Genomic DNA, 22,032 nt, shown 5'->3' on the forward strand with positions numbered 1-22,032 from the left:
AGCCCTGGCGTAGCTCTTGCAGCGTCGGTCACCTCGGCCGACGGGAGCGGGGCGCATGAGAACCAAATTGAAACGCAGGGCCTCGACCGCCCTGCTGGCCCTGAGTCTGGGGATGGCCGGCGTCTGCGCCCATGCAGGCGGGCCGCCGGTCAACCGTGCGCCGGGCTTCCTGGCCGACACCGCCGGCCGGGCGCTCTACACCTACGACAAGGACACCGCCGGCACGAGCAACTGCTACGCGCAGTGCGCGGTCCTGTGGCCGCCCCTGCTGGCCGGTGACGCCGACGCGCCGACCGGCGACTTCACCCTGGTCGTGCGCAAGGACGGCCGCCGCCAATGGGCATTCAAGGGCATGCCGCTGTACTACTGGGTCAGCGACCGCCCTTCCGCCGCGCCGACGGGCGAAGCGGTTGCCGGCTGGCACCTCGTCCGCTGATCCCCATCGAACCCACGTTCGTCGTCCGCTCCGGTTCGCCTGCATCTGCGCCGGCATGGAGCGCGTAAAGCAACCCGAACGCGCCGACCCCATCAACGGCGATTCCAACAGTCGTACCACTAGAGGGGAGTCTGCAATGCAATCCAATCCAACGGTCGCCGCCCGGCGACTGCTGCTGTGCCTCGCGCTCGCGTCGGCAAGCCTGGCGGCCCACGCGCAGGACGCCGACGCGCTCAACGCGATGGATCCGGCCGAAGAAGAAGTCGAAGCCGACACCGCCGCCGGCCGCAGCGGCAAGCTGCTGCTGACCGGCGGCGTGACCCAGGTCGAAGGCGCCGCCGGTGGCGGGCTGACGCCGTGGGCCGTGATCGGCGGCTACGGCACGCGCGACCAGATCGGCGCCAACGCGTTCTACACCCGCGTCGGCGTCGACGACTACACGCTCGACAGCTTCGGCGCGCTGGTCGGCTTCTACGACCGCGTCGAGCTCAGCTTCGCGCGCAACGAGTTCGACACCGAAAACGTCGGCGCCGCGCTCGGCCTCGGCCAGGGCTTCACGATCAAGCAGGACGTGATCGGCCTGAAGGTGCGCATCGCCGGCGACGCCGTGCTCGAGCAGGACTCCGCGCTGCCGCAGATCGCGATCGGCGTGCAGCACAAGCGCAACGACCAGGGCGCGCTGGTGCGCGCGATCGGCGCGCAGGACGACAGCGGCACCGACGTCTACATCAGCGCCACCAAGCTGTTCCTCAACCAGAGCCTGCTGCTCAACGGCACCGTGCGCTTCACCGAGGCCAACCAGTTCGGCATCCTCGGCTTCGGCGGCGACAAGGACGATGGCTACCAGGCGCAGTTCGAAGCCTCGGCCGCGTACCTGCTGACGCGCAACCTCGCGATCGGCGCCGAGTACCGGACCAAGCCGGACAACCTCAACATCGCCGTCGAGGACGACGCGTACGACGTGTTCGTCGCCTGGGCGCCGGTCAAGAACGTCTCGCTGACGGTCGCGTACGTCGACCTCGGCAACATCGTCATCGCCGACAACCAGCGCGGCGTCTACGCCTCGCTGCAGGTCGGCTTCTGAGCCCCACGGAGACCCCAACGATGAAACTGCACACGATTGCGCTCGCCGTGGCCCTCACCGCCGCCTCGCTCACCGCCCACGCCCAGTCGATGGACGCCCCGGCGCCCGCCGCCGAAGCCGCGATGGACCCGACCGCGCCGAATCCCGCGCCCGTGCACCCGGAGCTGGTCGGCGTGTTCGAGGACTTCGGCGGCATGCCGGGCATGACCGCGCTGATGGACGACTTCATGGCCATCATGCTCGAGGATGCGCGCCTGCGGCCGTTCTTCGAGAACACCGACCAGGTGCGGATCAAGCGCCAGCTCGCCGAGCAGTTCTGCGCGATCCTCGGCGGCGGCTGCACCTACAGCGGCCGCGACATGAAGTCGTCGCACGCGGCGTTCGCGATCGACCGCGCCGACTTCAACGCGCTGGTCGAGGCCCTGCAGGTCGCGATGAACCGCAAGGGCATCCCGTTCCGCTCGCAGAACAAGCTGCTGGCCGTGCTGGCGCCGATGCACCGCGAGGTCATCACCCGCTGACGCGAATGCGCCAGTGCTGCACACGACGCGGCGGCCTCCGGGCCGCCGCGTTCGTTTCGGGAAGTTGAATCGACCGCCGCGTCGCCACGTCACCGCGTTGCCGCGCCGACGTCAGAACCCGCGGTACTGGCCCTGGCGGATCCACAGCGTCGCCAGCCACTTCTCGCCGCGCTGCACCGGCGCGCCGGCGTGCAGCGAGTCGACATCGGGCGAGCCGTCGTCGTGCAGGTTGTCGAAGATCACCGCGCGCCCGGCCTGCGGCTGCACGCGCACGCCGGCGACGGGGAACTCCGTCTCGCCGCCGGCCTCGACCTCGTTGAGGTACACGCAGATCGTCCGCGCGCGGTTGCCGGCTTCGGGGTGGTCGCGCTCGATCGCGCCGGGCGGGCAGTAGTCGCGGTGCGGGCGGTACTCCTGCCCGGGCTGGTAGCGCAGCACGACGAGGTGCTCGGCGTTCGGCAGCGGCAGGCGTGCGGCGTGCGCCATGCGCACCTGCACCAGCCGCAGCGACAGGTCCTCAGTGACCGGGTCGAACGCGGCGTCGTGGCTGGTGCGCAGCTCGATCGCGCGCGGCAGCCCGGTCTCCGGGTCGACCGTGCGCGACGGCCGCAGCATCGGCTCGGCGCACGCGGCCAGCAGCCGGCACTCGTCGGCCGACAGCAGCCGGTCGACCTGCATCACCTTCGGCCGCGCCGACAGCAGCTGCACCGGCGGCAGGTCGAGGTGCTCCTCCAGCGCCAGCCGGCGCGCCGGCCGACGGTCGGGCGGCGGCAGCGGCACGGCGATGCGCGGCAGCGGGCCGATCCCGCGCTGCGCCAGCTGCACGCGCAGCTGCGCGGCGGCCTTGGGCTGCGGCGCGCAGCCTTCGCCGCGGTCGAGGCGCTCGGCCAGCAGCCGCGCCGACACCGCGTCGCCGCGCTCGGCGGCGCGCTCGAACAGCTGCAGGCTGGAGACCTGGTCGGCCTCGTTCGGCTTGCGCCCGAAGTGGATCGCCGCCGCGCGCAGCGCCGGCGGGTAGTCGGCCTGCATCGCGGTGAACAGCCGCTCGTTGATCCGCGAGTCGTTCGGCATCGCGGTGCCGCCGAGCGCGATCAGCGCCAGGAAGTACCCGGCGATCGGGCTGCCGGCCTGCTCGGCGCGCAGCAGCCAGCCGATCGCGCCCACCACGTCGGTGTCGGTGCCGACCCCGTACATCAGCATCCGCGCCGTTTCGATCTGCGCGTTCGCCAGCCCGGCCTGCGCCGCGCGCAGGTGCCAGGAGTAGGCCTCTTCCATCTGCTGGCGCGCGACCAGCGCCGAGCCGAGCGTGAACCACGCCGTCGGCACCTTGGCCGCGGCGGCCAGGCGCAGTTGGTGCAGTTCGGGGTCGTGGACGGTCATCGCGGCGCAGCGTAACCGAGCCGCCGGCGGCCCCGCACCCCGCGGCCGGTCAGCGCGCCATCAGCACGAACGCCCCCAGCAGCACGACCTTGAACAGCACGAGCGCGACGATCAGCGCGCCGTGCAGCAGCGCGGCGTACCGGTCGGCGCGTCGCGAGGTCGGGGCGGGGCGGTCGGGCATCGCGCGGGAGTCGGGCATCGCGGGGTGGAGGCGGGTGGGTGCGGACCGGGATCGGCCCACAGCATGCCCCGGTGCGGCGCGCAGCGCGGAAAAAAGAAAAACCGGGCCGCCACAAGGCAGGGACGGCCCGGTCGTGTCACGTCGACGGCCATCCCGGGACAGGAGGGAGGGAGGGGGACCGTCGCGGACATCGCCAGCAGAGAGAGCACGCAACCCTTGCCGGTTGCGTGGTGGATTACGCGCGCGGCAGACGCTCGGATGCACGCCGCGCGCGGCCGGTTCACGCGCGCGGCGCAGGCGCGTCCGGCCGGGCGGCGCGCCCGCCGCGCTACAATCCGGTATCAGCTGAAACCGTATTGAAAGGCCGCGCCATGAGCACCCCCGCGAGCAACCTCCCCGACGTGCAGGCAGAGACCAGCCCGCTGCGCTTCGTCACCGCCGCCAGCCTGTTCGACGGCCACGACGCGGCGATCAACATCATGCGCCGGCTGATCCAGGGGCAGGGCGCCGAGGTCATCCACCTCGGCCACAACCGCTCGGTCGAGGACGTCGTCCGCGCCGCCCTGCAGGAAGACGCCGACGGCATCGCGCTGTCGAGCTACCAGGGCGGCCACGTCGAGTACTTCAAGTACATGGTCGACATGCTGCGCGAGCGCGGCGCCGGCCACATCCGCGTGTTCGGCGGCGGCGGCGGCACGATCACTCCGGAGGAAATCCGCGAGCTGCAGGACTACGGCGTCGAGCGCATCTACCACCCCAACGACGGCATGCACATGGGGCTGGTGGCGATGATCGAGGACGTCATCCGCCGCGCCGGCGAGGGCCGACGCAACGCGGCCGACCCCAAGGCCACGCCCGACATCGACGACGAGATCACCATCGGCCGCACCCTCAGCGCGATCGAGGAGGGCGTGTTCGACGAGGCCCAGCTCGCGCACCTGCGCAAGCAGTGGCAGCTGGCCGGCGGCAAGACCCCGGTCATCGGCATCACCGGCACCGGCGGCGCCGGCAAGTCGTCGGTCACCGACGAGCTGCTGAACCGCTTCCTCGCCTCGTTCCCCGACATGCGCATCGCGGTGATCTCGGTCGACCCGACCCGCCGCCGCACCGGCGGTGCGCTGCTCGGCGACCGCATCCGCATGAACACCCTGCGCTCCAAGCGCGTGTACATGCGCTCGATGGCGACCCGCCGCCAGCACGTGGCCACCAACGCGGTGCTGAAGGATTGCGTCGGCTTTCTCAAGGGGCTGGGCTACGACCTGGTCATCGTCGAGACCGCCGGCATCGGCCAGTCCGACTCGGAGATCGTCGACCTCGTCGACTTCCCGATGTACGTGATGACCAGCGACTTCGGCGCGCCGAGCCAGCTCGAGAAGATCGACATGCTCGATTTCGCCGAGCTCGTCGTGCTGAACAAGTTCGACAAGCGCGGCGCCGAGGACGCGCTGCGCGACGTGCGCAAGCAGTGGAAGCGCAACCGCGTCGCCTTCCAGACGCCCGACGAGGACGTGCCGGTCTACCCGACCATCGCCAGCCAGTTCAACGACCCCGGCATCAGCTGGATGTTCGCCAACCTGTGCCGGCTGCTGCGCGAGAAGCTCGGCCTGCCGGCCGAGAAGTGGACCCCGCACCTCGACACCAGTCTGCGCGAGCCGCGCGCCACGGTGCTGATCCCGGGCAGCCGCGTGCGGTACCTGGCCGAGATCGCCGAGCAGGGCCGCGGCATCAACCGCCAGATCGAGACCCAGGCCGAGGTCGCCGACCGCGCGCAGTCGCTGTGGCAGGCGCTGCACGAACTCGGCGACGCGAAGCTGCCGAAGGCGCTCGACCTGTACGACAGCGCCGACGTCACCCCGGGCGCCGCCGCGCCGGTCGCGCCTGCGGGCACGAACGTCCCCGACAGCCCGTCGCCTGCAGTCCCCGTGCCGGCCGACGCCGCGCCGGACCGCAGCCTGCTGACCCTGCGCCAGCGCTACAACGACGCCGTGCAGACGCTCTCGTCCGAAGCGCTCAAGCTGCTGCGCGAGTGGCCGGCCCGGCTGAAGTCGATCACCGACGACGTCAACGAGTACCAGGTCCGCGACAAGACCATCCGCGTCGAGAACTACCGCGAGTCGCTGAGCCACCAGAAGATCCCGAAGATCGCCGCGCCGAAGTTCAAGGGCTGGGGCGAGCTGCTGACGTTCCTGCAGAAGGAAAACCTGCCCGGCTACTACCCGTACACCGGTGGCGTGTACCCGTACCGCCGCACCGGCGAGGACCCGATCCGCATGTTCGCCGGCGAGGGCACGCCCGAACGCACCAACCGCCGCTTCCACTACCTGTCGGTCGGCCAGCCGGCCGCGCGCCTGTCGACCGCGTTCGACTCCGTCACGCTGTACGGCGAAGACCCGGCGCCGCGCCCGGACATCTACGGCAAGATCGGCAACTCCGGCGTCAACATCGCCACGCTCGACGACATGAAGAAGCTGTACTCCGGCTTCGACCTGTGCGCGCCCAGCACGTCGGTGTCGATGACGATCAACGGCCCGGCGCCGATGATCCTGGCGATGTTCATGAACACCGCGATCGACCAGCAGGTCGAGAAGTACCTGCGCGCCGACCAGGCCCGCTGGGACGCCGCCCACGACAGGATCGAAAGGATGTTCGAAGGGCGCGTGCGCCCCACCTACAGCGGCATGCTGCCGGAGACCAACGACGGCCTCGGGCTGGGGCTGCTCGGCGTCACCGGCGACCAGGTCGTCGAGCGCGACGTCTACGAGAAGATCAAGGCCGAGACCCTGCGCACCGTGCGCGGCACCGTGCAGGCCGACATCCTGAAAGAGGACCAGGCCCAGAACACCTGCATCTTCAGCACCGAGTTCGCGCTGCGGATGATGGGCGATATCCAGCAATACTTCGTCGACAACGGGGTGCGCAACTTCTACTCGGTGAGCATCTCCGGCTACCACATCGCCGAGGCCGGGGCGAACCCGATCAGCCAGCTCGCCTTCACCCTGAGCAACGGCTTCACCATCGTCGAGTACTACCTCGCGCGCGGGATGAAGATCGACGACTTCGCGCCGAACCTGTCGTTCTTCTTCAGCAACGGCATGGACCCGGAGTACACCGTCATCGGCCGCGTCGCCCGCCGCATCTGGGCCCGCGCCATGCGCGAGCGCTACGGCGCGTCCGCGCGCAGCCAGATGATGAAGTACCACATCCAGACCAGCGGCCGGTCCCTGCACGCGCAGGAGATCCAGTTCAACGACATCCGCACCACGCTGCAGGCCCTGTACGCGCTGTTCGACAACTGCAACTCGCTGCACACCAACGCCTACGACGAGGCGATCACCACGCCGACCGAAGAGAGCGTGCGCCGCGCCGTCGCCATCCAGATGATCATCAACAAGGAGCTGGGGCTGAACTTCAATGAGAACCCCTGGCAGGGCAGCTTCGTCGTCGACCAGCTCACCGACCTGGTCGAGGAGGCCGTCTACAAGGAGTTCGAGGCGATCAGCGAGCGCGGCGGCGTGCTCGGCGCGATGGACACCATGTACCAGCGCGGGAAGATCCAGGAAGAGTCGCTGTACTACGAGCACAAGAAGCACGACGGCAGCCTGCCGCTGATCGGCGTCAACACCTTCCTGCCGAAGGACCACGGCGGCGACATCGTCACCGAGATCGAACTGATCCGCTCGACCGAAGGCGAGAAGGGCCAGCAGATCGAGAACGTCGCCGGCTACAAGGCCAACCGCAACGCCTTCGCCGCCGACGGCCTCAAGCCGCTACAGGCCACCGCCCGCGAGCGCCGCAACGTGTTCGCCAGCCTGATGGACGCGGTGAAGACCCACAGCTTGGGCCAGATCAGCCATGCCCTTTATGATGTGGGCGGGGAGTACCGCCGCAACATGTAACGCGACTGGCAAGGGTCGCGAGAAGAGGCGTGCCCATCGGGCGCGCCTTTTTTGTTATCCACCATGCGCAACAGGGAGTCGCATGACCATCCGCACCGCGCTTTGGCGCCTGATCGCGTCGGCCGCCTTCGTCACCGTCAGCAGCGCCGCGTTCGCGCAGGCCGCCCCGGATCCGCAGGAATCCGTTGAGCTGGTCAAGGCACGGAAGGCCGATGCCTACCGCGAGGTCCTCCAGCGCTTCGACGCCGCCCTGCAGGCCGCGCCGAAGGACGCCGCGCTCGCGGTGAAGCGGTGCGAATACATCGCCGCGTTCACCGACGAGGAGTACGGCGAGTGGGTCGAAGGCGCGCCCGCGGAGCTCGAGGCCTGCCAGCAGCACCTCACCACCGCGCATCCCAGGTCGCCCGAGGCGCGCCTCTACCTGCAGCAACAGCTGTGGGGCGAGGAGGCCGTCGAGGCGGGCGAGGCCCTTTTGAAACAGGCCGATGCCTGGGCGCCTGCGCTGCGCGCGAAGCTGCTGGCGCACCTGTCGGAAATGCACGGCTACGAGGACAACGACGCGCGCGCGGGCGAGCTCGCGGTGCAGTCCGTCGGCCTGGGCGATCGCACGCGCCTGGCCACTGCGGTGGAATACCACGCCAGCCAGCAGGAGTACGCCGCGGGTGCCCGGCTGCTGGCACAGGCGCCGCCGGCCGATGAACGCTGGATCGCCGAAGGGCGCATCAAGGCCGCCCTCGCACTGCCGGACGGGCGCGTGGCGCTGGGCGAGCTGCGCCGGTACGCGTCGGCGAAGTTCGAGATCAACGACGACCTGGCCGGCCGCGTGCACCTGCATGCCGGCGACCTCGCCAGCGCCGCGCGCCTGCTGAAGGCGTCCACCGGCAAGGGGGCCGAGGTCAAGCAGGCCCGCTTCGACGTGGCGCTGGCGACGGGCAATTACGCCGCCGCGGCGGACCTGGTCGACCTCACCGACGGCGACAACCTGCCGGAGAACGCGCAGCGGTTCGCCCAGGTGCTGACGGCAGCCCCGCACATGCTGCTCATCAAGCCGTCGATGCTGGCGGGCGTGATCATGGCCGGCGCGATGCTGCTCATGCTGGCGCTGCTGCCTGCCGTCATCCTCGTGCCGGTGCACTACCGCGGCCTCACCCGACGCCTCGCGGGCCGCGTGCCGGTGCCGCTGTTCGAGCGCGTCGGCCTGCGCCACGCGTGGTTCGGCATGGCGGTGTTCCTGGTCGTGCCGTTGGCCGTGGGCGCCATGGTCGAACCGGGTGCCGTCGTGAGCCAGCTCGGCGAAGGCGATGTCGGCGACCCCGGGGCGATGTTCCGCGTGATGCTGTGGGGCACGACGGCCGGGTTGGCCTGCCTGCTCCTTGGCGCGCGCGGCATGGGCCTGCGGCACCTCATCGGCGGCGCGCCCACGTGGGGCTCGACGGGGCGGGTGCTGCTGGCGTGGATGGGCCTGTTGGCCATCGGCAGCCTGCTCGGCTGGTTCCACAGCGGCGCGGGTGGGGCCGAAACGCAGCAGACGCAGATGGTCCAGGCCTTGGCCAAGGGCGGCGCGAGCGAGGCGGGCCTGGCGGTCACCCTGCTGCTGATGGCGGTGGTGGCCCCGGTGGCGGAAGAGATCGTGTTCCGTGGGCTGCTGCTGGGCGGGCTCAGCCGGCACATCGGCTTCGCGTGGGCCAACCTCCTGCAGTCGGCGCTATTCGCCGTAAGCCACAACGACTGGCCGCGGCTCCCGTTCTATCTGGCGATGGGCCTGCTGGGCGGTTGGCTGGTGCGCCGCAGCGGCTCCCTGGGCTCGGCGATCGCGCTGCATGTGCTCAACAACATGCTGGCGGTGATCCTGGTGATCCACTACAACTGACGCCGCAGCACTTGGTCCGGCGAAAAGAACAAAGCGTAAAGGGGCAGGCTTCACAGCCCGACCTGGTGTCGATGTCGAGCCGATCCGGTCGACCGAACGCGAGAAGAGCCAGTAGATCGAGAGCGTCCAAGGCCACCAAGCCCACCGCAACGCGTTCTTCGCCGATGGACTCCCGCCGCCAAACAAGGCGACCGCCCGCAAAAAAGCCGCAATGTATTCGTCAGTCCGAGGAACGCGGTGAAGACGCACTCGTTCGAGCGGATCAGCCATGCGTTGTACGATGTGCGCGGGGAATGCAGGAGGAACATGTGATTGTCCCGGTCGCCAAAATGAAGGAATCCATCCGATGCGCTTGATTCCTAGCGATCCAGATATTGAAACGCTGGTTAGGCGGATCGATAGCGATGAGATTGATCTGCAGCCGGAGTTCCAACGGGGGGATATCTGGCCTGTCGGAAAGCGTCAGCGCTTGATAGACAGCGTGCTCCGCGACTGGCATGTGCCTCCGATCCATTTGATTCTCGAAGAGGACAGTCAGAAGCTCTCAGTCTTGGACGGGCAGCAGCGACTTTCGGCGATCCGCGGATTTATTCATGACGAGTTCGCGATTGATGGTCGAATTCAGCCGTTCTCACCCATTACGTGGGGCATGCATGGGCAGCGGTTCTCTCAGCTTAGTCATGAGCAGCAGCGAAGGTTTCTTCGATTCTCTATCCGCATATTCACCCTTGTGGACTTTGAGCCTGCCGAGCCTGGAGAGCTTTTCTATCGACTCAATCACTTGTCATCATTGACAGCCGCTGAGCAACGGAACGCGTTCTTCGGCGAAACAAGGCGACAGGTTAAGCGCCTGGTAGATCAGTTAGAAGTGCTGGGCCTTGCGGGTGGAGTTTTCGGGTTTTCAAATGCGCGGATGGCTTATGACGACGTACTGGCCCGTGCCCTTTATGTCTTGGAGTCGCGCACTTTAAGGGTTAAAGCTACATCGAGTGCGCTCGCAGATCGATACCGGAAAGGCGAGGAGTTTTCAGAGAATTCGGTTGCCGCCGTTTCGCGGGCGCTTGTAGTAATGGCTGAGTCGCAGCGAAGGGCTGACATGCCTCTTCGTCTGAACAAGGCGACGGCGCAGTCATGGCTCGTTTTCTTCTCGGTCGCGATGCGCGAAGCATCCGTCTCGAGCAATACTCTCTCCTCCTTTATGGAAGAGTTCGAGCAGAAGCGAGAACAATTTGTCGCGCGTGGTCTATCCGGAGAAGGAGGTCTAGAATTTATCGCAGAGGGCGTGATACGAATTCCGCCGTCCTTGTCGGCCGACGCGATGTATACCTATGTCGATCGATCGACATCAAGAGTTGCAGACGTCATGTCCGTGACACTCAGGGACTTGGTGATCTGGTTGTTCTTCTTCGACTTCCTCGAGAGTCGTTACATTCGCTACTCATCTGATAACGCTTCGCGCCAGCAGCTCTATCAGCTGGTTAATTCTGGTTGCGAGGGTGTGTTCTCCGTAGATCACCTTGCATTCGGTCTCGACTGGGGGGTTGAGCTGTGAAGCGAGCTCACATCCCTGACATCTGGAAGGTAGCTCGAAAGACTCTGCGGCGTCCCATACGAAGGATTAATGTTGAGTGGAGCGGCGTTTCAAGGCTTTCAGATGGTGAGTTCGCGTTCTTCAAGCCGTTTACCTTGTTGTGCGGCGAGAACGGTGCAGGGAAATCCTCCCTGCTACATCTCATTTACCACGCCCTTTCCCCAGATGGTTCTATTGCTCAACGTGGTAACTATAGTCGGCCCCACGGTGGTCAAGTCGTTCGCGTAAGCGTTGAGATTGCCGGGCAGGAGGCCGGAGCTCCTTCGACCGAGTTAACTAGCTCAGTAGAAATCGCTGGTCATTTTTGTCCAGCGGATGGTGTTCGTAAGGTGTCGCTCGTAGATGCCGGTATGCATATTCCCGCATTGCTCGAGTTCATAAAAAATGACGCAAACTTTAACGACTATCTGGAGGGAGTTGAGCCTGCGCGGTTCTCAGCACCCGATTCAGAGGCCGTCGCGTATATAGTTGGGCGAACCTATCAGGAGATCCTTGTTTTTGAGTTGGAGGATACGGCATTCGGTTGCACTGTGCCGTACTTTCGGGTGCAAGCTTATGGGGTTACGTACGACTCTCCAGATATGGGCTACGGGGAGCTCGCTGTCCTGTACTTGATTTGGCTGTTCGGCCGTATGGAGATTGGCTCGCTTGCTCTGGTGGAAGAGCCCGAAGCATTTTTGTCTCCGCGGGCTCAGGTGGCTTTGGTGGACACGCTTGCGAGGTTTGTGGCTGAACGTGGGATCACACTCATTATGACTTCTCATTCTGGAGCGATTGCCACGCGACTTGAAAGTAGCGAGATTGTCTATGTTGCCCGCTCCGCAGGCAGTGTCGTTATGCAAAGTCCGCCCCGGACGTCCGATCTGATTTCACGGCTCGGGTTGATCTCCGACAGATCTTTCGTTTTCTTTGTCGAGGACTTGGCGGGAGAGATCATCTCTAGAACTCTCGTCGATCGCTACTCTAATCGCCTTTCTGGCCTGGTTGAATATGTTATCAGTAGGGGTGAGTCGAATGTTCTGCGGGCGCTTGAAGTGCTCCCGCAAAGCCTACGCTCGGTGGCGCATGTTGGGGTGCTTGACGGAGATCAGAGGGCGCGAACTCTACAGGACGAGCGAGTAATCTATCTCCCAGGAGATGTTCCTCCCGAGCGCTTTCTGAGAAATTTTTGCGACAATTCAGATCCGAAGGATATTGCGGCTTGTCTTCGTGTGGAGGTCAGTCGCTATCAAATGGCATTTGGGCAGGCGGATGGGTGTGACCATCACGACTGGCCGTATTCACTGGCCGCAGCGTTGGGCATTCCCTATTCGGATCTCATTCGGATGCTTGCTCTTGGCTGGGCCGAGCGTAACGAAGGTGAGGTTGAGGCGTTCGTTAAAGACGCAGAAAGATTTAGCTTGGCAGTATAAGCCAAGTAACAGAACAGGGTTCAGGTTCACCGCTGATCCCAGCAACAGCACTGGTAGGGCACACTGAGATTGCGGCATCGTTTGTCTGAGCCGATAGATTCGCTAATTGGATTCGGCGAATGCGCCTACGAGTCGGCGCTTGGGGAAGCACAGATTGGGCCCCCTTGGCGACCGCATGCCATCTCTGCCAAAGTCACCCCCGCTCCGATCGCCCGTCAGCGATCAACCGCCCACGGACGATGGCGGAGCAAGGACGCATCCGGCGCTGCCGGTGCATGCACACACGGAAAAACAACGGAGGTTGCTGTGTCAGTCAATCGCATCACGTACGTCATTACCCCCGAACAGCGCCAGGCGGCGACGGCCGGACTCGCCCAGGCCCGCGCGGCGCTGCCGCCGATGGCCAAGCTGCAGCCGGGCGAGCTGCGCGAGCTGCACGGGTTCGGCGCCAAGAACGAGGTCTTCAGCCGCAACGTCCTGCGCGCGCTGCAGGCCTACCCGCACATCGTGCCGGCCACGCTCGACGTGCCCGGCGCGCAGGCCGACCTGGACGCGCTCGACGCCCTGCGCCCGCTGCTCGAGGCCGTGCGCCTGCTGCACGCGGAGCTGGAGGACACCGTGGCGCTGCTCGGCCACGACGTCATGGACTTCGCCTACGACGGCTACCAGCAGCTCAAGCTGGCCGGCAGCGCCGACGACGCGCTCGACACGATGCGCCGCGACATCGGCGCGCAGTTCACCCGCAGCCGCCGCCGCCCGGCCGCAACCCCGGCGCCGGCCCCGGCCGCCTGAGGCCCCGCGCCGCACCACCAAAGCCGCCTCCGGGCGGCTTTTTTTGTTGGGTCGGGGAGGGCATCGATGGGGTGCACGACCCCATCGCATGGGGTCGGCGACTGCCTCGACGGGGTCCACGACCCCATCGCATGGGGTCGACGACTGCCTCGATGGGGTGCGCGACCCCATTGCATGGGGTCGGCGACTGCCTCGACGGGGTCCGCGACCCCATCGCATGGGGTTGGCGACTGCCTCGATGGGGTCCGCGACCCCATTGGATGGGGTCGGCGACTGCCTCGATGGGGTGCGGGACCCCATCGCATGGGGTCGACGACTGCCTCGATGGGGTGCGCGACCCCGTCGCATGGGGTCGACGACTGCCTCGATGGGGTTCGCGACCCCATTGGATGGGGTCGACGACTGCCTCGATGGGGTCCGCGACCCCATCGCTGGGTTTGGCAGGGCGCTGTCCACTCTGCCCCCGGGTTTTCCGGTGGCGCCTGCTAACCGCAGGTCGCGCGAGTCATCTCGATTCTGACCTGATCGGCGGAACAGGACATTTGTCCGATCTGGATCGCATCTCCGATGCCCATGCAGCTACCGCCGACATAGTTGTTCTGTCCGAAGCTGACGCCGTTGCCCGGCTGGGTGGCCGGGCAACGCGCTTCGAACTGGACGTTGCAGCCCAGCTTGGGTGGCCTGGAGGTCTGCAGGTACAGGATGCCGCTGCCGCCGCCGGCACAGGTCGTCGCGCGGCCCTGGAAAGCGGTTCGCAGCGCCGCCTCGTCCTGGCGCTTCTGCTGCTCGCGGCGTTGTCTCTCCTCGGCGATCGCCTTCTCGCGCGCGGCAAGTTCCTCCGCTCGTCTCCGCGCTCTTTCCGCCTCGGCTTCTTCTGCCTTTCGCTGCTGTTCCGCGATGCGTCGCTGCGCTTCCTGGCGTGTGCGCTCGGCGTCGGCCCTGGCCTTTTCGGCGGCCATGGCCTCGCGCCCCGCTTGCTGCTGCGCGGCCTGCTGCGCATCCAGCTGTTGCTGCTGCGCGGCCTGTTGCGCGGCCAGTTGTTGCTGCTGCGCGGCCAGCTGTTCGGCTTCAGCGCGCTGCTGGGCCTCGCGCCGCTGGCGGTCGGCCTCAACCTGGGCGTTGATGTTGTCCATGAAGGCCTGATGCTGCGCCTGCTGCCGCTGCTGCTCGGCCATGGCCTCGTGCATGGCGCTCTGGAATTCCGGGCTGGCGGCGACTTCAAGGGCGACACCGGCGACCTGGCCCACGCCCTTGGCCACGGCGACGGTGCCTTCGAGGGTGGCTACGAGGCCGCGTTTCATGACGACGCCGACCTTGCATCCCAGACTCGAACCCGTGCCCAGCTCGCTCCGGACGCCGTTTTCCAGCGCGGCGGCCTGTGCAGCGAACGCCCCGTCACCCTGGCCCTTGCGCAGTTCGAGCAGCAGGAACTTCAGGTTGCCGGACATCGCGCCATCCAGGTCGTTGTCCGAGCCGCTCGGCGGCGCCTGCGTGGTGATGCTGAACCGGTTGACTTCCCGTTCGCCGTCGAGGAGCCGATAGGTCAGCGCCAGCGTGCCGGGCGTGTTCTTGCAGCCTTTCTCGTCGGCCCCGCCGTCCTCGTAACCGCGCGTGATCTGCAGCCGCAGCCGCGGCGCGTCAGCGCGCTGGAAATAGTTCGCCCCGCGCAGCGTGGCGCGCAGGTCGCCCAGATACTCGAGCCAGTCGCCGCTGGTCCCCTCCTCGAATTCCACGACACCGAGGCGGTACGGCAGGAACGGCTCCGGCACGCGGACCGCTTCCAGCCACGTCTCTTCCGGCTGGTAGCGTCCGGCGCTGGCGAGCAGCGGCGCGGCGAGCAGGACCAGGCAGGTCGCGATGCGCGCGGACATGCATGCGCGCCGGCTCACTCGAAAGAGCCCTGGTCGATCCACAGGCGGATGACGCTGTCATGCGCACCGACCCGCGCCTTGTGCTTGGCGATGTCGGCGCCGCTGAGCTTGGACGAGGCCAGCGACAACAGTGACACCGGGTTCTTCCAATCGGCCGGCGTCTCGATGGCGTGGATGCGCTCCTGTCCTGACCAGAGCTCGTACTGGAAGTTGTTGCGGTAATCGAACACCGCGGGCACGGTCCCCAGGCTGAAGAGGGCGACACTGGCGCCTACCGCCCCCGTCCATTCCCCGGTGATGTCCTCGTCGGCGCCTTCGATCACCCGGATCCGGAAGTCTGCTGCGCCGCCGGTCTGCGGCTTGAAGCCATGGCCCACCAGCAACTGGTGGATTTCGTCCACGCGCTTGGCGCGCAGTGCCTCCATCTGGCCAGGTTTGGATTTTTCATTGGCGGGAAGGGTGTATTCGACCTGCACGGTCGCACCGCGTGCATCGAAACCGGAGGTGTCGGCGCCGCCCAGCTTGGGCGCCGAGGCACAGCCGGCCAGCTCCAGGCAGGCCGCCACCAGCAGCAATGCCGCCATCAGTCTTGTTTTCATGTTTTGTCCCCTGTGGTTGCGCATGGCTGCCCGCGAAGCCGTCCACGACCTGCGGGCATTTGTCGTTCTCGCATCTGTCCGTTCGCGGCCCCGCACTTCCCGAACCGAATTCGCGTGACGGAATCGATCGGAGGCAAGCGTCGCGGCCCGCTGGTTCCCCAACCAGTCAAAGCCTCACGGGCACCGCCCGCGTAATGTATGCCGGATCGCATGGGGATCATCGGACGACGTGATGCGGGATGCCGCGCAGGTCAAAGCGGGGGGAGGCGGGCCATGCGTGCAGCCCGGGACGCCGCTGCGGGCAGGCCATCCGTGCTGCGCCGGATCGGCGCGTCAGCGGAGTCTGGACATCACATAAGGAAGTGAACCTGACCCCGATCCCGGTCGGTGGCGGATCGCGGTCGCGACAGTGCGATCCTAGGGCGAATGCGACCGGCTGGGCCGACGCCACGGCCTGTCGGCACGAAGCGCCCAGAGAAGAAGCAACAGGGACAGCGTCGTCCATTCCCCGGAGGCCCCCATGCGCCAGTCATTGTTGATCGTCGCCCTGCTCGCCGGATGTGGCGGCACCGCGGATCCGCCCGCACCGGACGCCCGCGACCAGGCCCGCGCAGACGTGCGCGACGCGATTACCGACGCAACGCGCGAGTCGGCGCCCACCGGACCGGCGGGCGCGCAGCCGGGTTGGGACCTGCAGTCCAGCGGCGAGGGCGTGGCGCTGGTGGTCGCCGGCGCCACGGGCGGCACGGCGTTGCGGCTGTTCTGTCCGGCCGGCACGGGAACGTGGCTGGTCAACGCGCCCGGGTTCGACCCGATCGGGAGCGAAGAGCGGTTCTCGTTCGGCCACGCCGCCAATCTCGCGACGCTGGTGGCCGACACCGCCGGCGACGCGGCACGAGGCGGGGTCACGGGCCAGGGGCCGGTCCCGGTTGATCTGCGGGGCTTGCTGTCGAGCCCGGTGTCGGCCAGCTACGGCGCCCAGACCAGCGGCCCGCATGCGGCGCCGCCGGCGGCGCTCGTGGCCGCCTTCGTCGAGGCGTGCGGCGACGGCGCGCCGTCGTCGGCTGGCTCGGCCTCCGTTTCGGCCGCCGTCCCCGGCGAAGCCGCGTCCGGCGGGAAGCCTGCGACGCCGGAGTCGGCCGGTGCATGCCGAACGCAGGACGGCCGCGTGCTGCCCGCGAACGCGCTGCGCGCCGTGGGCACCGAGCCGTTCTGGGGCGCGCGCGTGGACGGCCGCTGCGTGACGTACACGCACCCCGAAGACCCGACCGGAACGCGGGTGTGGACGACCTTCTCGGGCACGGCGTCGGACGGCACCTGGACGGGCGCGCTGGGGGGACAGCCGTTCGTGATGCGCACGCGCGCTGAGCCATGCTCCGACGGGATGTCCGATACGCGCTATCCGATCGCCGTGTCGCTGACGACGGGCGGCGAGCAGCGCCGCGGGTGCGCGCAGCCGTTGTAGCCGGATGCGGCGGCGCCTCGCCCCGGTGCACGCTCGCCCGCACGCCCGAGCAGGCCGTGCACCGGACCCCGTCCCGCCGTCGGCGGATGCCGCGCCTTCGCGCCGCGACGCTCCTACACTGCGCCGACCCCTTCGACCGGCGAACCCCATGCGCCCGACGCCCTTCGCCGCCATCGCGCTGCTGTGCAGCCTCGCCGCGGCGGCGGCCAAGCCCCCGGAGCCCGACTTGCGACCCTTGATGAACTTCGACGGCAGCCCGCAGGAACCGCGCTGGGTGGCGGTGAACGACGGCGTGATGGGCGGGCGCTCGAGCGGCGGGCCGGCGGTGGTGGACGGGCGGCTCGAGTTCCGCGGCACGCTCTCGCTGGCGAACAACGGCGGCTTTTCCTCGGTGCGCAGCGTCGGCCGCGACTTCGATCTCAGCGAGGCATCGCACGTGGTGCTGCGGGTGCGCGGCGATGGCCGTCGCTACCAGCTGCGGCTGGCCACCGACGCGCGCTACCGCGGCATGCCGATCTCATACGGCGTCGAGTTCGACACCACCGCGGGCGAGTGGACCCGGGTGCGCCTGCCGCTGGCAGCGCTGAGGCCCACGGTGCGGGGCGATGCCCTGCCGGGCCCGCCGCTGGACCCGGCCCGGGTCCGCGAAATCGGCCTGCTGATCGCCGACCGGCGCGAAGGTCCGTTCGCGCTGGTCGTGGACTGGATCGCCGCCGAGTAAAGCGCGGCGGAAGACGCGGGTCGTCAGGCGCGTACCCGCTGGACCGCCGACTCGGTCGCCAGGGCAGCGCCACCACCCCGATCGCAGCGCCTTGAGCGCCGCATGGCCGCACGGCCCACCCGCGCTGCCCGGCACGGTGGGCCCGCGACCGCAAGCAGGCATCAGCAGTGGCAATGGCTGCGGTCGAGCACCCCGTCCCAGTGCAGCGCCGGGCCGTAGGCGTCGGCGAAGAACTCGATCGCCGCGACGGGACCGCGGCCCCATCCCCGGGGCTCATTCCCGCCCCATGCCCACCGGTGCGGGGCTACTTCGCTGCGGTGTCGAAGGGCCCGGGCCGCATCGACGCCACGCATCCGGTCTGGATCGCGCTGGGGTCGGGCTTGGCGGCGAACGCCAGCACCATCGTGTCGATGCACTCCATGCCCGACAGGCCGTCGGGGAAGTGGCCGAGGAACGGGACCGGGACGACGCGGCTGCGCGGGAACCGCGACGCGACGGCGTTCGCCCAGGCCACCGGCGTCACGTAGTCGCGCTCGCCGGCGACGAACAGCACCGGGACGTCGGACCCGCCCTGCGGGTAGGGCACCTTGCGCCGCGGCACGTCCCAGATCGCACACGCGGCCGCCTGGCGGTCGATCCGGTAGCTGCCGAGAAAGGTGCCGGCGGTGGCGGCGGCGCGGTCGGCGGGCGCGATCCACGGCACGTCCTCGGCGCACGTCACCGAGAGGTACAGGCCCTCGGCGATGGGCGGCCCGGCCGGTGCGGCGGCCGCGGGCGGCCCGGCGGCGGCCATCTGCGCGATGCGCAACGGCAGCGAGCGCAGGCCCGGCGTGGCGACCATCGAGGAGCGCATGCGCTCGCGCGCCGCGCCGTCGAAATCGGCGCGGGCCAGCAGCGTCTCCCAGTCGCGCGCCAGCGTCGGGTGGGCGGCGGTGCAGGCGGCGTCCGCGCGGCAGTCGGCGAAGACCGCGTCGAGGGTGTCCTGCGCGTGCCGGGCGTGCCACAGCGGCACGCGAGCGTCCTCCGGCACGGTGCCGAGCAGGACGGCCGAGCGGATCGCGCCCGGTTCGGCCGCGATCCACGCCAGCGCGAGCCGGGTGCCGTAGGAGATGCCGAACAGGTCCACCTGCTTGTGCCCGAGTGCGGCGCGCACGGCCTGCAGGTCGGCGACCGTGTCGGCGGTGGTGTAGCGCGACAGGTCGGCCTGTTTGGCCAGCCGTTCGCGGCACGCGCGGACGGCCGCGTCCGGGTAGGTGGTGCCGGTGCCGGCGAGCTCCGGGCAGGCGAGCGGCGCCGACGCCCCGGTGCCGCGCTGGTCGACCAGCACGATGTCGCGCGCCTGCCGGTACGCCTGGCCGGCCGTCAGGTAGAAGTCCGCACCGCCGGTCGCCGCCAGACCCGGCCCGCCGGCCAGGTCGTAGAGCGGCGCCATCGCCGGATCGGGCTTGACCGCCGGGATCACGACGACCCGCAGGTCGATGCGTCGACCGTCCGGCCTGGACCGGTCCTCGGGGACGGAGACGCTGCCGCAGCGCACCGGCTCGGTGCTGCCGGGCACGGTGCACGGCTCGAGTCGCGCGGCGGGCGATCCGGCGGCGGCGGGGGTGCCGACCGCGAGCAGCACGGTCGAGAGGACAGCGGCAACGGGCATGTCGGACTCCTGCGGGAAGGGCGGGCGCTTCCCGTGCGAACGCGGAAATGGCCGACCCGGGGACGCGGGCGCCGGCCGTCGTCGATCCGCGGCCGGTGCAGCCGGGTGCTGCCGGGGCGCGTGCGTGATGCAAGGCCGATTGGCTGCATGGCAGCCGCGCACGCGCGTGGCGCCCTTGTGCGGGGAACGCCACGATCCCGGTGGCAGGCCGAAAGTCGCCGTGCCGCCCGGCAGGTGTTCGCGCGCGGGGCGGCGGCTACGGTCGGCGACAAAAGGGAGCACGCCGATGGATGACAGGACGCCACGACCGCGCCGTTCGACCCGCCGCCGGCCCGCGTGGCCGCGGCGGCTGCTGACGCTCAGCCTGGGCCTCTCGGCGACGCTCGCCGTCTTCGTCGCCGCCGCGCTCGCGTGGCCGATGCCGGACATGCCGCGCGTCGGCGCGGGCGGCGACGTTGTCGTGCGAAACGTCGCCGTCGTCGACGTGGTCGGCGGGCGCACCGTGCCGGGCCGCGACGTGGTGATCCGCGCCGGCCGCATCGCATCGATCGCCGCCTACGACGCGCGCAACGCGTACGCGGGCCTGGTCGCGGTGGACGGGCGCGGCCGGTTCCTCGCGCCGGGCCTGTGGGACATGCACGTCCACTCGCTGAAGGTCTCGCCGCAGTACACGCACCCGCTGTCGATCGCCAACGGCGTGACCGGCGTGCGCGAGATGTGGGGCTGCGCCGGGCTGCCGGACCCGCTGGTCGCGTGCGGCGACGACATCGCGCGCTGGCGCGCGGCCCTGCGCGACGGCAGCCGGCTGGCGCCGCGCTACATCCAGCGCAGTAGCTACGCGGTCAACGGCCCGCGCGGCGTGCCGGCCGACTCGCCGGCGTACTTCCGCGCGTCGACGGCCCGCGAGGCGCGCGCGCTGGTGGCGCACCACGCCGCCGACCGCGTCGACCTGATCAAGACCTACACCGAGCTGTCGCCGGCGGCCTATGCCGCGCTCGCTGCCGAAGCGCGCACGCGCGGCGTCGTTTTCGCCGGGCACCTGCCGGTGCGCGTGCCGCTGTCGCAGGCGCTCGCCGCGGGGCAGGGCACGATCGAGCACCCGCGCGTGTTCCTGCTCGAGTGCTACCGCGACGCGGCCGCGTTCCGCGCGCTGCCCGAGCCGATGCGCGCGTACGACACCGCGATGCGCGCGCGGCTGGTCGACCGCCACGACCGCGCGCACTGCGCCGGCGCGATGGCGGCGATGGCGCGGTCGCGCACGTGGTGGACGCCGACGCTGCAGGTGCTGCGCATGGAGGCGCGCGCCGGCGACGCGGCGTTCCGCAACGACCCGCGCCTGCGCTACGTGCCGTACGTGCTGCGCGCCGGGCTGTGGGCGCCGGACGCCGACGCGTCCGCGCAGCGGGCCGCCGAAGTGCCCGGCCGCGACGTCGCCGGCGAGCTGTACGCGCTGGCAATGCGCACCGTCGGCGACGCGCACGCGGCCGGCGTCGGCATCCTCGCCGGCACCGACGCGGGCGACACCTACGTGTTCCCCGGCTTCGGCATGCACGACGAACTGCGCGAACTCGTGCACGCCGGCCTGTCGCCGGCCGACGCCCTGCGCAGCGCGACGATCCGCCCCGCGCAGTTCAGCGGCATGGACCGCGACTTCGGTTCGGTCGACGTCGGCAAGGCCGCCGACCTGATCCTGCTCGACGCCGACCCGCTGGCCGACATCGCCAACACCCGCCGCATCGCCGCGCTGCTCTTCAACGGCCGCTACCTCGACCGTCCCGCGCTCGACGCGCTGCTCCACCACGCCGATCGCCAGGCCGGCAGCGTGCGCATGAACCTGCAGCTGCTGTCGGCCGCGCTGCGCAGCCCGATCATCCGCGCGCAGGCGGCGGATTAGGGGCGGGCAGCCCGGGGTCGGAGAACTTGACGCTCGGCAATCAGGCCCAAAGCAGCGGCACGGGGCCAGCCGCGGCCTCACGCTTCGGCGCATCGCCGATTGGCCCGCGCGAAGGCCCGCGCACGCGGGCCTTCGCGTTGCCCCGGGTTGCGATGCCGGCCCGTTACGGCACGACTTCGACGTACCCGTACATGCCCATGGCGAAGTGCGGGACGAGGGTGCAGATAACCAGGAAGCTGCCCGGTTCCGGGAAGTGGACCACTTCGACGCGGTCGAACGTCGGCGGATTCGGCGCGACGCCGCGATAGGTCCGGTTGGTGGCGTCGTTGATCAGTGGGGGCAGCCCGGGGACGATGATCGTGTTGGCGACGTTGATGTCGCTCGGCAGGGTGCCATCGTCGTAGACCGCGATGTTGTGTGCGCCGGACACGATGAAGTTGACCGTGCCCCCGGCTTTGATCCTGACCACGTTCGGCGTCATGGTGCGGATCATCTGGCTGGGCGCGAAGCCGGTGGTCAGTCGATCCAACGGGGTCGAACTGGCGTTCATCCAGGCGCCGAAGCTGACGGTAGCGGTACGGTCGGCGGCCTGCGCCGGCGCGAGCGAGGCCGCAGACAACGCAGCGGCAAGGCCCAGGGCAAGACGTAAAGTATTCATCGGGCGTGCT

General features: G+C 69.0%; 17 protein-coding genes. 11 read left to right on the top strand and 6 right to left on the bottom strand.

The window, feature by feature from the left end; genetic code table 11:
• The first annotated feature begins 55 nt into the window (after positions 1-55).
• From D3A60_RS06525 to D3A60_RS06535, 3 genes are all read left to right on the top strand, one after another.
• Positions 56-436 carry a COG4315 family predicted lipoprotein gene (locus tag D3A60_RS06525; protein WP_119717915.1) on the top strand — a complete coding sequence of 127 codons (381 nt, stop codon included), beginning with the start codon at positions 56-58 and terminating at the stop codon, positions 434-436.
• Between the two features lie 136 nt (positions 437-572).
• Positions 573-1,520, top strand: coding sequence for a DUF3034 family protein (locus tag D3A60_RS06530; protein ID WP_119717916.1), 948 nt, complete (start codon positions 573-575; stop codon positions 1,518-1,520).
• A 20-nt stretch (positions 1,521-1,540) separates the two neighbouring features.
• On the top strand, positions 1,541-2,041 hold the full coding sequence (locus D3A60_RS06535) for a group I truncated hemoglobin (protein ID WP_119717917.1): 501 nt from the start codon (positions 1,541-1,543) through the stop codon (positions 2,039-2,041).
• A 111-nt stretch (positions 2,042-2,152) separates the two neighbouring features.
• On the opposite strand, the gene D3A60_RS06540 is transcribed toward D3A60_RS06535, so the two are convergent.
• Together D3A60_RS06540 and D3A60_RS14480 are read right to left on the bottom strand one after the other, a co-directional pair.
• Positions 2,153-3,421 carry a 2OG-Fe(II) oxygenase gene (locus D3A60_RS06540; RefSeq protein ID WP_231120427.1) on the bottom strand — a complete coding sequence of 423 codons (1,269 nt, stop codon included), beginning with the start codon at positions 3,419-3,421 and terminating at the stop codon, positions 2,153-2,155.
• 49 nt (positions 3,422-3,470) lie between these two features.
• Positions 3,471-3,620 (bottom strand): hypothetical protein, encoded by a 150-nt coding sequence (locus D3A60_RS14480; RefSeq protein ID WP_157981411.1) that lies wholly within the window; start codon positions 3,618-3,620, stop codon positions 3,471-3,473.
• Positions 3,621-3,973: 353 nt separating this feature from the next.
• Here D3A60_RS14480 and D3A60_RS06550 point away from each other — a divergent pair, with 353 nt between their 5' ends.
• From D3A60_RS06550 to D3A60_RS06570, 5 genes are all read left to right on the top strand, one after another.
• Positions 3,974-7,498: a methylmalonyl-CoA mutase family protein gene (locus D3A60_RS06550; RefSeq protein ID WP_119717919.1), complete on the top strand. Its 3,525-nt coding sequence runs from the start codon at positions 3,974-3,976 to the stop codon at positions 7,496-7,498.
• Between the two features lie 82 nt (positions 7,499-7,580).
• Entirely contained in the window at positions 7,581-9,368 is a 1,788-nt protein-coding gene (locus D3A60_RS06555; protein WP_157981412.1) for a CPBP family intramembrane glutamic endopeptidase, read from the top strand.
• Positions 9,369-9,714: 346 nt separating this feature from the next.
• Positions 9,715-10,920 carry a DUF262 domain-containing protein gene (locus D3A60_RS06560; protein WP_157981413.1) on the top strand — a complete coding sequence of 402 codons (1,206 nt, stop codon included), beginning with the start codon at positions 9,715-9,717 and terminating at the stop codon, positions 10,918-10,920.
• Positions 10,917-12,371, top strand: a complete 1,455-nt coding sequence (locus D3A60_RS06565; protein WP_119717922.1) for an ATP-dependent nuclease — start codon at positions 10,917-10,919, stop codon at positions 12,369-12,371. Before D3A60_RS06560 ends, D3A60_RS06565 begins: the two co-directional genes overlap by 4 nt.
• A 306-nt stretch (positions 12,372-12,677) precedes the next feature.
• Positions 12,678-13,163, top strand: coding sequence for a hypothetical protein (locus tag D3A60_RS06570; protein ID WP_119717923.1), 486 nt, complete (start codon positions 12,678-12,680; stop codon positions 13,161-13,163).
• Between the two features lie 485 nt (positions 13,164-13,648).
• Here D3A60_RS06570 and D3A60_RS06575 read toward each other — a convergent pair whose 3' ends face one another.
• Positions 13,649-15,034 (bottom strand): hypothetical protein, encoded by a 1,386-nt coding sequence (locus tag D3A60_RS06575; protein WP_119717924.1) that lies wholly within the window; start codon positions 15,032-15,034, stop codon positions 13,649-13,651.
• Between the two features lie 14 nt (positions 15,035-15,048).
• Complete coding sequence (locus D3A60_RS06580; protein ID WP_196778670.1) at positions 15,049-15,633, bottom strand: hypothetical protein; 585 nt, start codon at positions 15,631-15,633, stop codon at positions 15,049-15,051.
• Positions 15,634-16,153: 520 nt separating this feature from the next.
• On the opposite strand from D3A60_RS06580, the gene D3A60_RS06585 reads away from it, so the two are divergent.
• Both D3A60_RS06585 and D3A60_RS06590 read left to right on the top strand, forming a co-directional pair.
• Complete coding sequence (locus tag D3A60_RS06585; protein WP_157981414.1) at positions 16,154-17,098, top strand: hypothetical protein; 945 nt, start codon at positions 16,154-16,156, stop codon at positions 17,096-17,098.
• Between the two features lie 148 nt (positions 17,099-17,246).
• A complete protein-coding gene (locus tag D3A60_RS06590; RefSeq protein ID WP_119717927.1) occupies positions 17,247-17,819 on the top strand; it encodes a CIA30 family protein in 573 nt (190 codons plus the stop codon).
• Between the two features lie 304 nt (positions 17,820-18,123).
• Here D3A60_RS06590 and D3A60_RS06595 read toward each other — a convergent pair whose 3' ends face one another.
• Entirely contained in the window at positions 18,124-19,470 is a 1,347-nt protein-coding gene (locus tag D3A60_RS06595) for an alpha/beta fold hydrolase (protein WP_157981415.1), read from the bottom strand.
• A 286-nt stretch (positions 19,471-19,756) separates the two neighbouring features.
• On the opposite strand from D3A60_RS06595, the gene D3A60_RS06600 reads away from it, so the two are divergent.
• Positions 19,757-21,364: an amidohydrolase family protein gene (locus tag D3A60_RS06600; RefSeq protein ID WP_119717929.1), complete on the top strand. Its 1,608-nt coding sequence runs from the start codon at positions 19,757-19,759 to the stop codon at positions 21,362-21,364.
• 163 nt (positions 21,365-21,527) lie between these two features.
• Here D3A60_RS06600 and D3A60_RS06605 read toward each other — a convergent pair whose 3' ends face one another.
• Complete coding sequence (locus D3A60_RS06605; RefSeq protein ID WP_157981416.1) at positions 21,528-22,022, bottom strand: cupredoxin domain-containing protein; 495 nt, start codon at positions 22,020-22,022, stop codon at positions 21,528-21,530.
• Positions 22,023-22,032: the final 10 nt, after the last annotated feature.

It is taken from the genome of Cognatilysobacter tabacisoli, from assembly GCF_003586305.1.
GTDB classification, from domain to species: domain Bacteria; phylum Pseudomonadota; class Gammaproteobacteria; order Xanthomonadales; family Xanthomonadaceae; genus Cognatilysobacter_A; species Cognatilysobacter_A tabacisoli.

Bases quoted from the DNA above. Each gene is read 5' to 3' on its own strand.
- D3A60_RS06525 (WP_119717915.1), top strand. From the start codon at position 56: ATGAGAACCAAATTGAAACGCAGGGCCTCGACCGCCCTGCTGGCCCTG.
- D3A60_RS06530 (WP_119717916.1), top strand. From the start codon at position 573: ATGCAATCCAATCCAACGGTCGCCGCCCGGCGACTGCTGCTGTGCCTC.
- D3A60_RS06535 (WP_119717917.1), top strand. From the start codon at position 1,541: ATGAAACTGCACACGATTGCGCTCGCCGTGGCCCTCACCGCCGCCTCG.
- D3A60_RS06540 (WP_231120427.1), bottom strand. From the start codon at position 3,421: ATGACCGTCCACGACCCCGAACTGCACCAACTGCGCCTGGCCGCCGCG.
- D3A60_RS14480 (WP_157981411.1), bottom strand. From the start codon at position 3,620: ATGCCCGACTCCCGCGCGATGCCCGACCGCCCCGCCCCGACCTCGCGA.
- D3A60_RS06550 (WP_119717919.1), top strand. From the start codon at position 3,974: ATGAGCACCCCCGCGAGCAACCTCCCCGACGTGCAGGCAGAGACCAGC.
- D3A60_RS06555 (WP_157981412.1), top strand. From the start codon at position 7,581: ATGACCATCCGCACCGCGCTTTGGCGCCTGATCGCGTCGGCCGCCTTC.
- D3A60_RS06560 (WP_157981413.1), top strand. From the start codon at position 9,715: ATGCGCTTGATTCCTAGCGATCCAGATATTGAAACGCTGGTTAGGCGG.
- D3A60_RS06575 (WP_119717924.1), bottom strand. From the start codon at position 15,034: ATGTCCGCGCGCATCGCGACCTGCCTGGTCCTGCTCGCCGCGCCGCTG.
- D3A60_RS06580 (WP_196778670.1), bottom strand. From the start codon at position 15,633: ATGAAAACAAGACTGATGGCGGCATTGCTGCTGGTGGCGGCCTGCCTG.
- D3A60_RS06585 (WP_157981414.1), top strand. From the start codon at position 16,154: ATGCGCCAGTCATTGTTGATCGTCGCCCTGCTCGCCGGATGTGGCGGC.
- D3A60_RS06590 (WP_119717927.1), top strand. From the start codon at position 17,247: ATGCGCCCGACGCCCTTCGCCGCCATCGCGCTGCTGTGCAGCCTCGCC.
- D3A60_RS06595 (WP_157981415.1), bottom strand. From the start codon at position 19,470: ATGCCCGTTGCCGCTGTCCTCTCGACCGTGCTGCTCGCGGTCGGCACC.
- D3A60_RS06600 (WP_119717929.1), top strand. From the start codon at position 19,757: ATGGATGACAGGACGCCACGACCGCGCCGTTCGACCCGCCGCCGGCCC.
- D3A60_RS06605 (WP_157981416.1), bottom strand. From the start codon at position 22,022: ATGAATACTTTACGTCTTGCCCTGGGCCTTGCCGCTGCGTTGTCTGCG.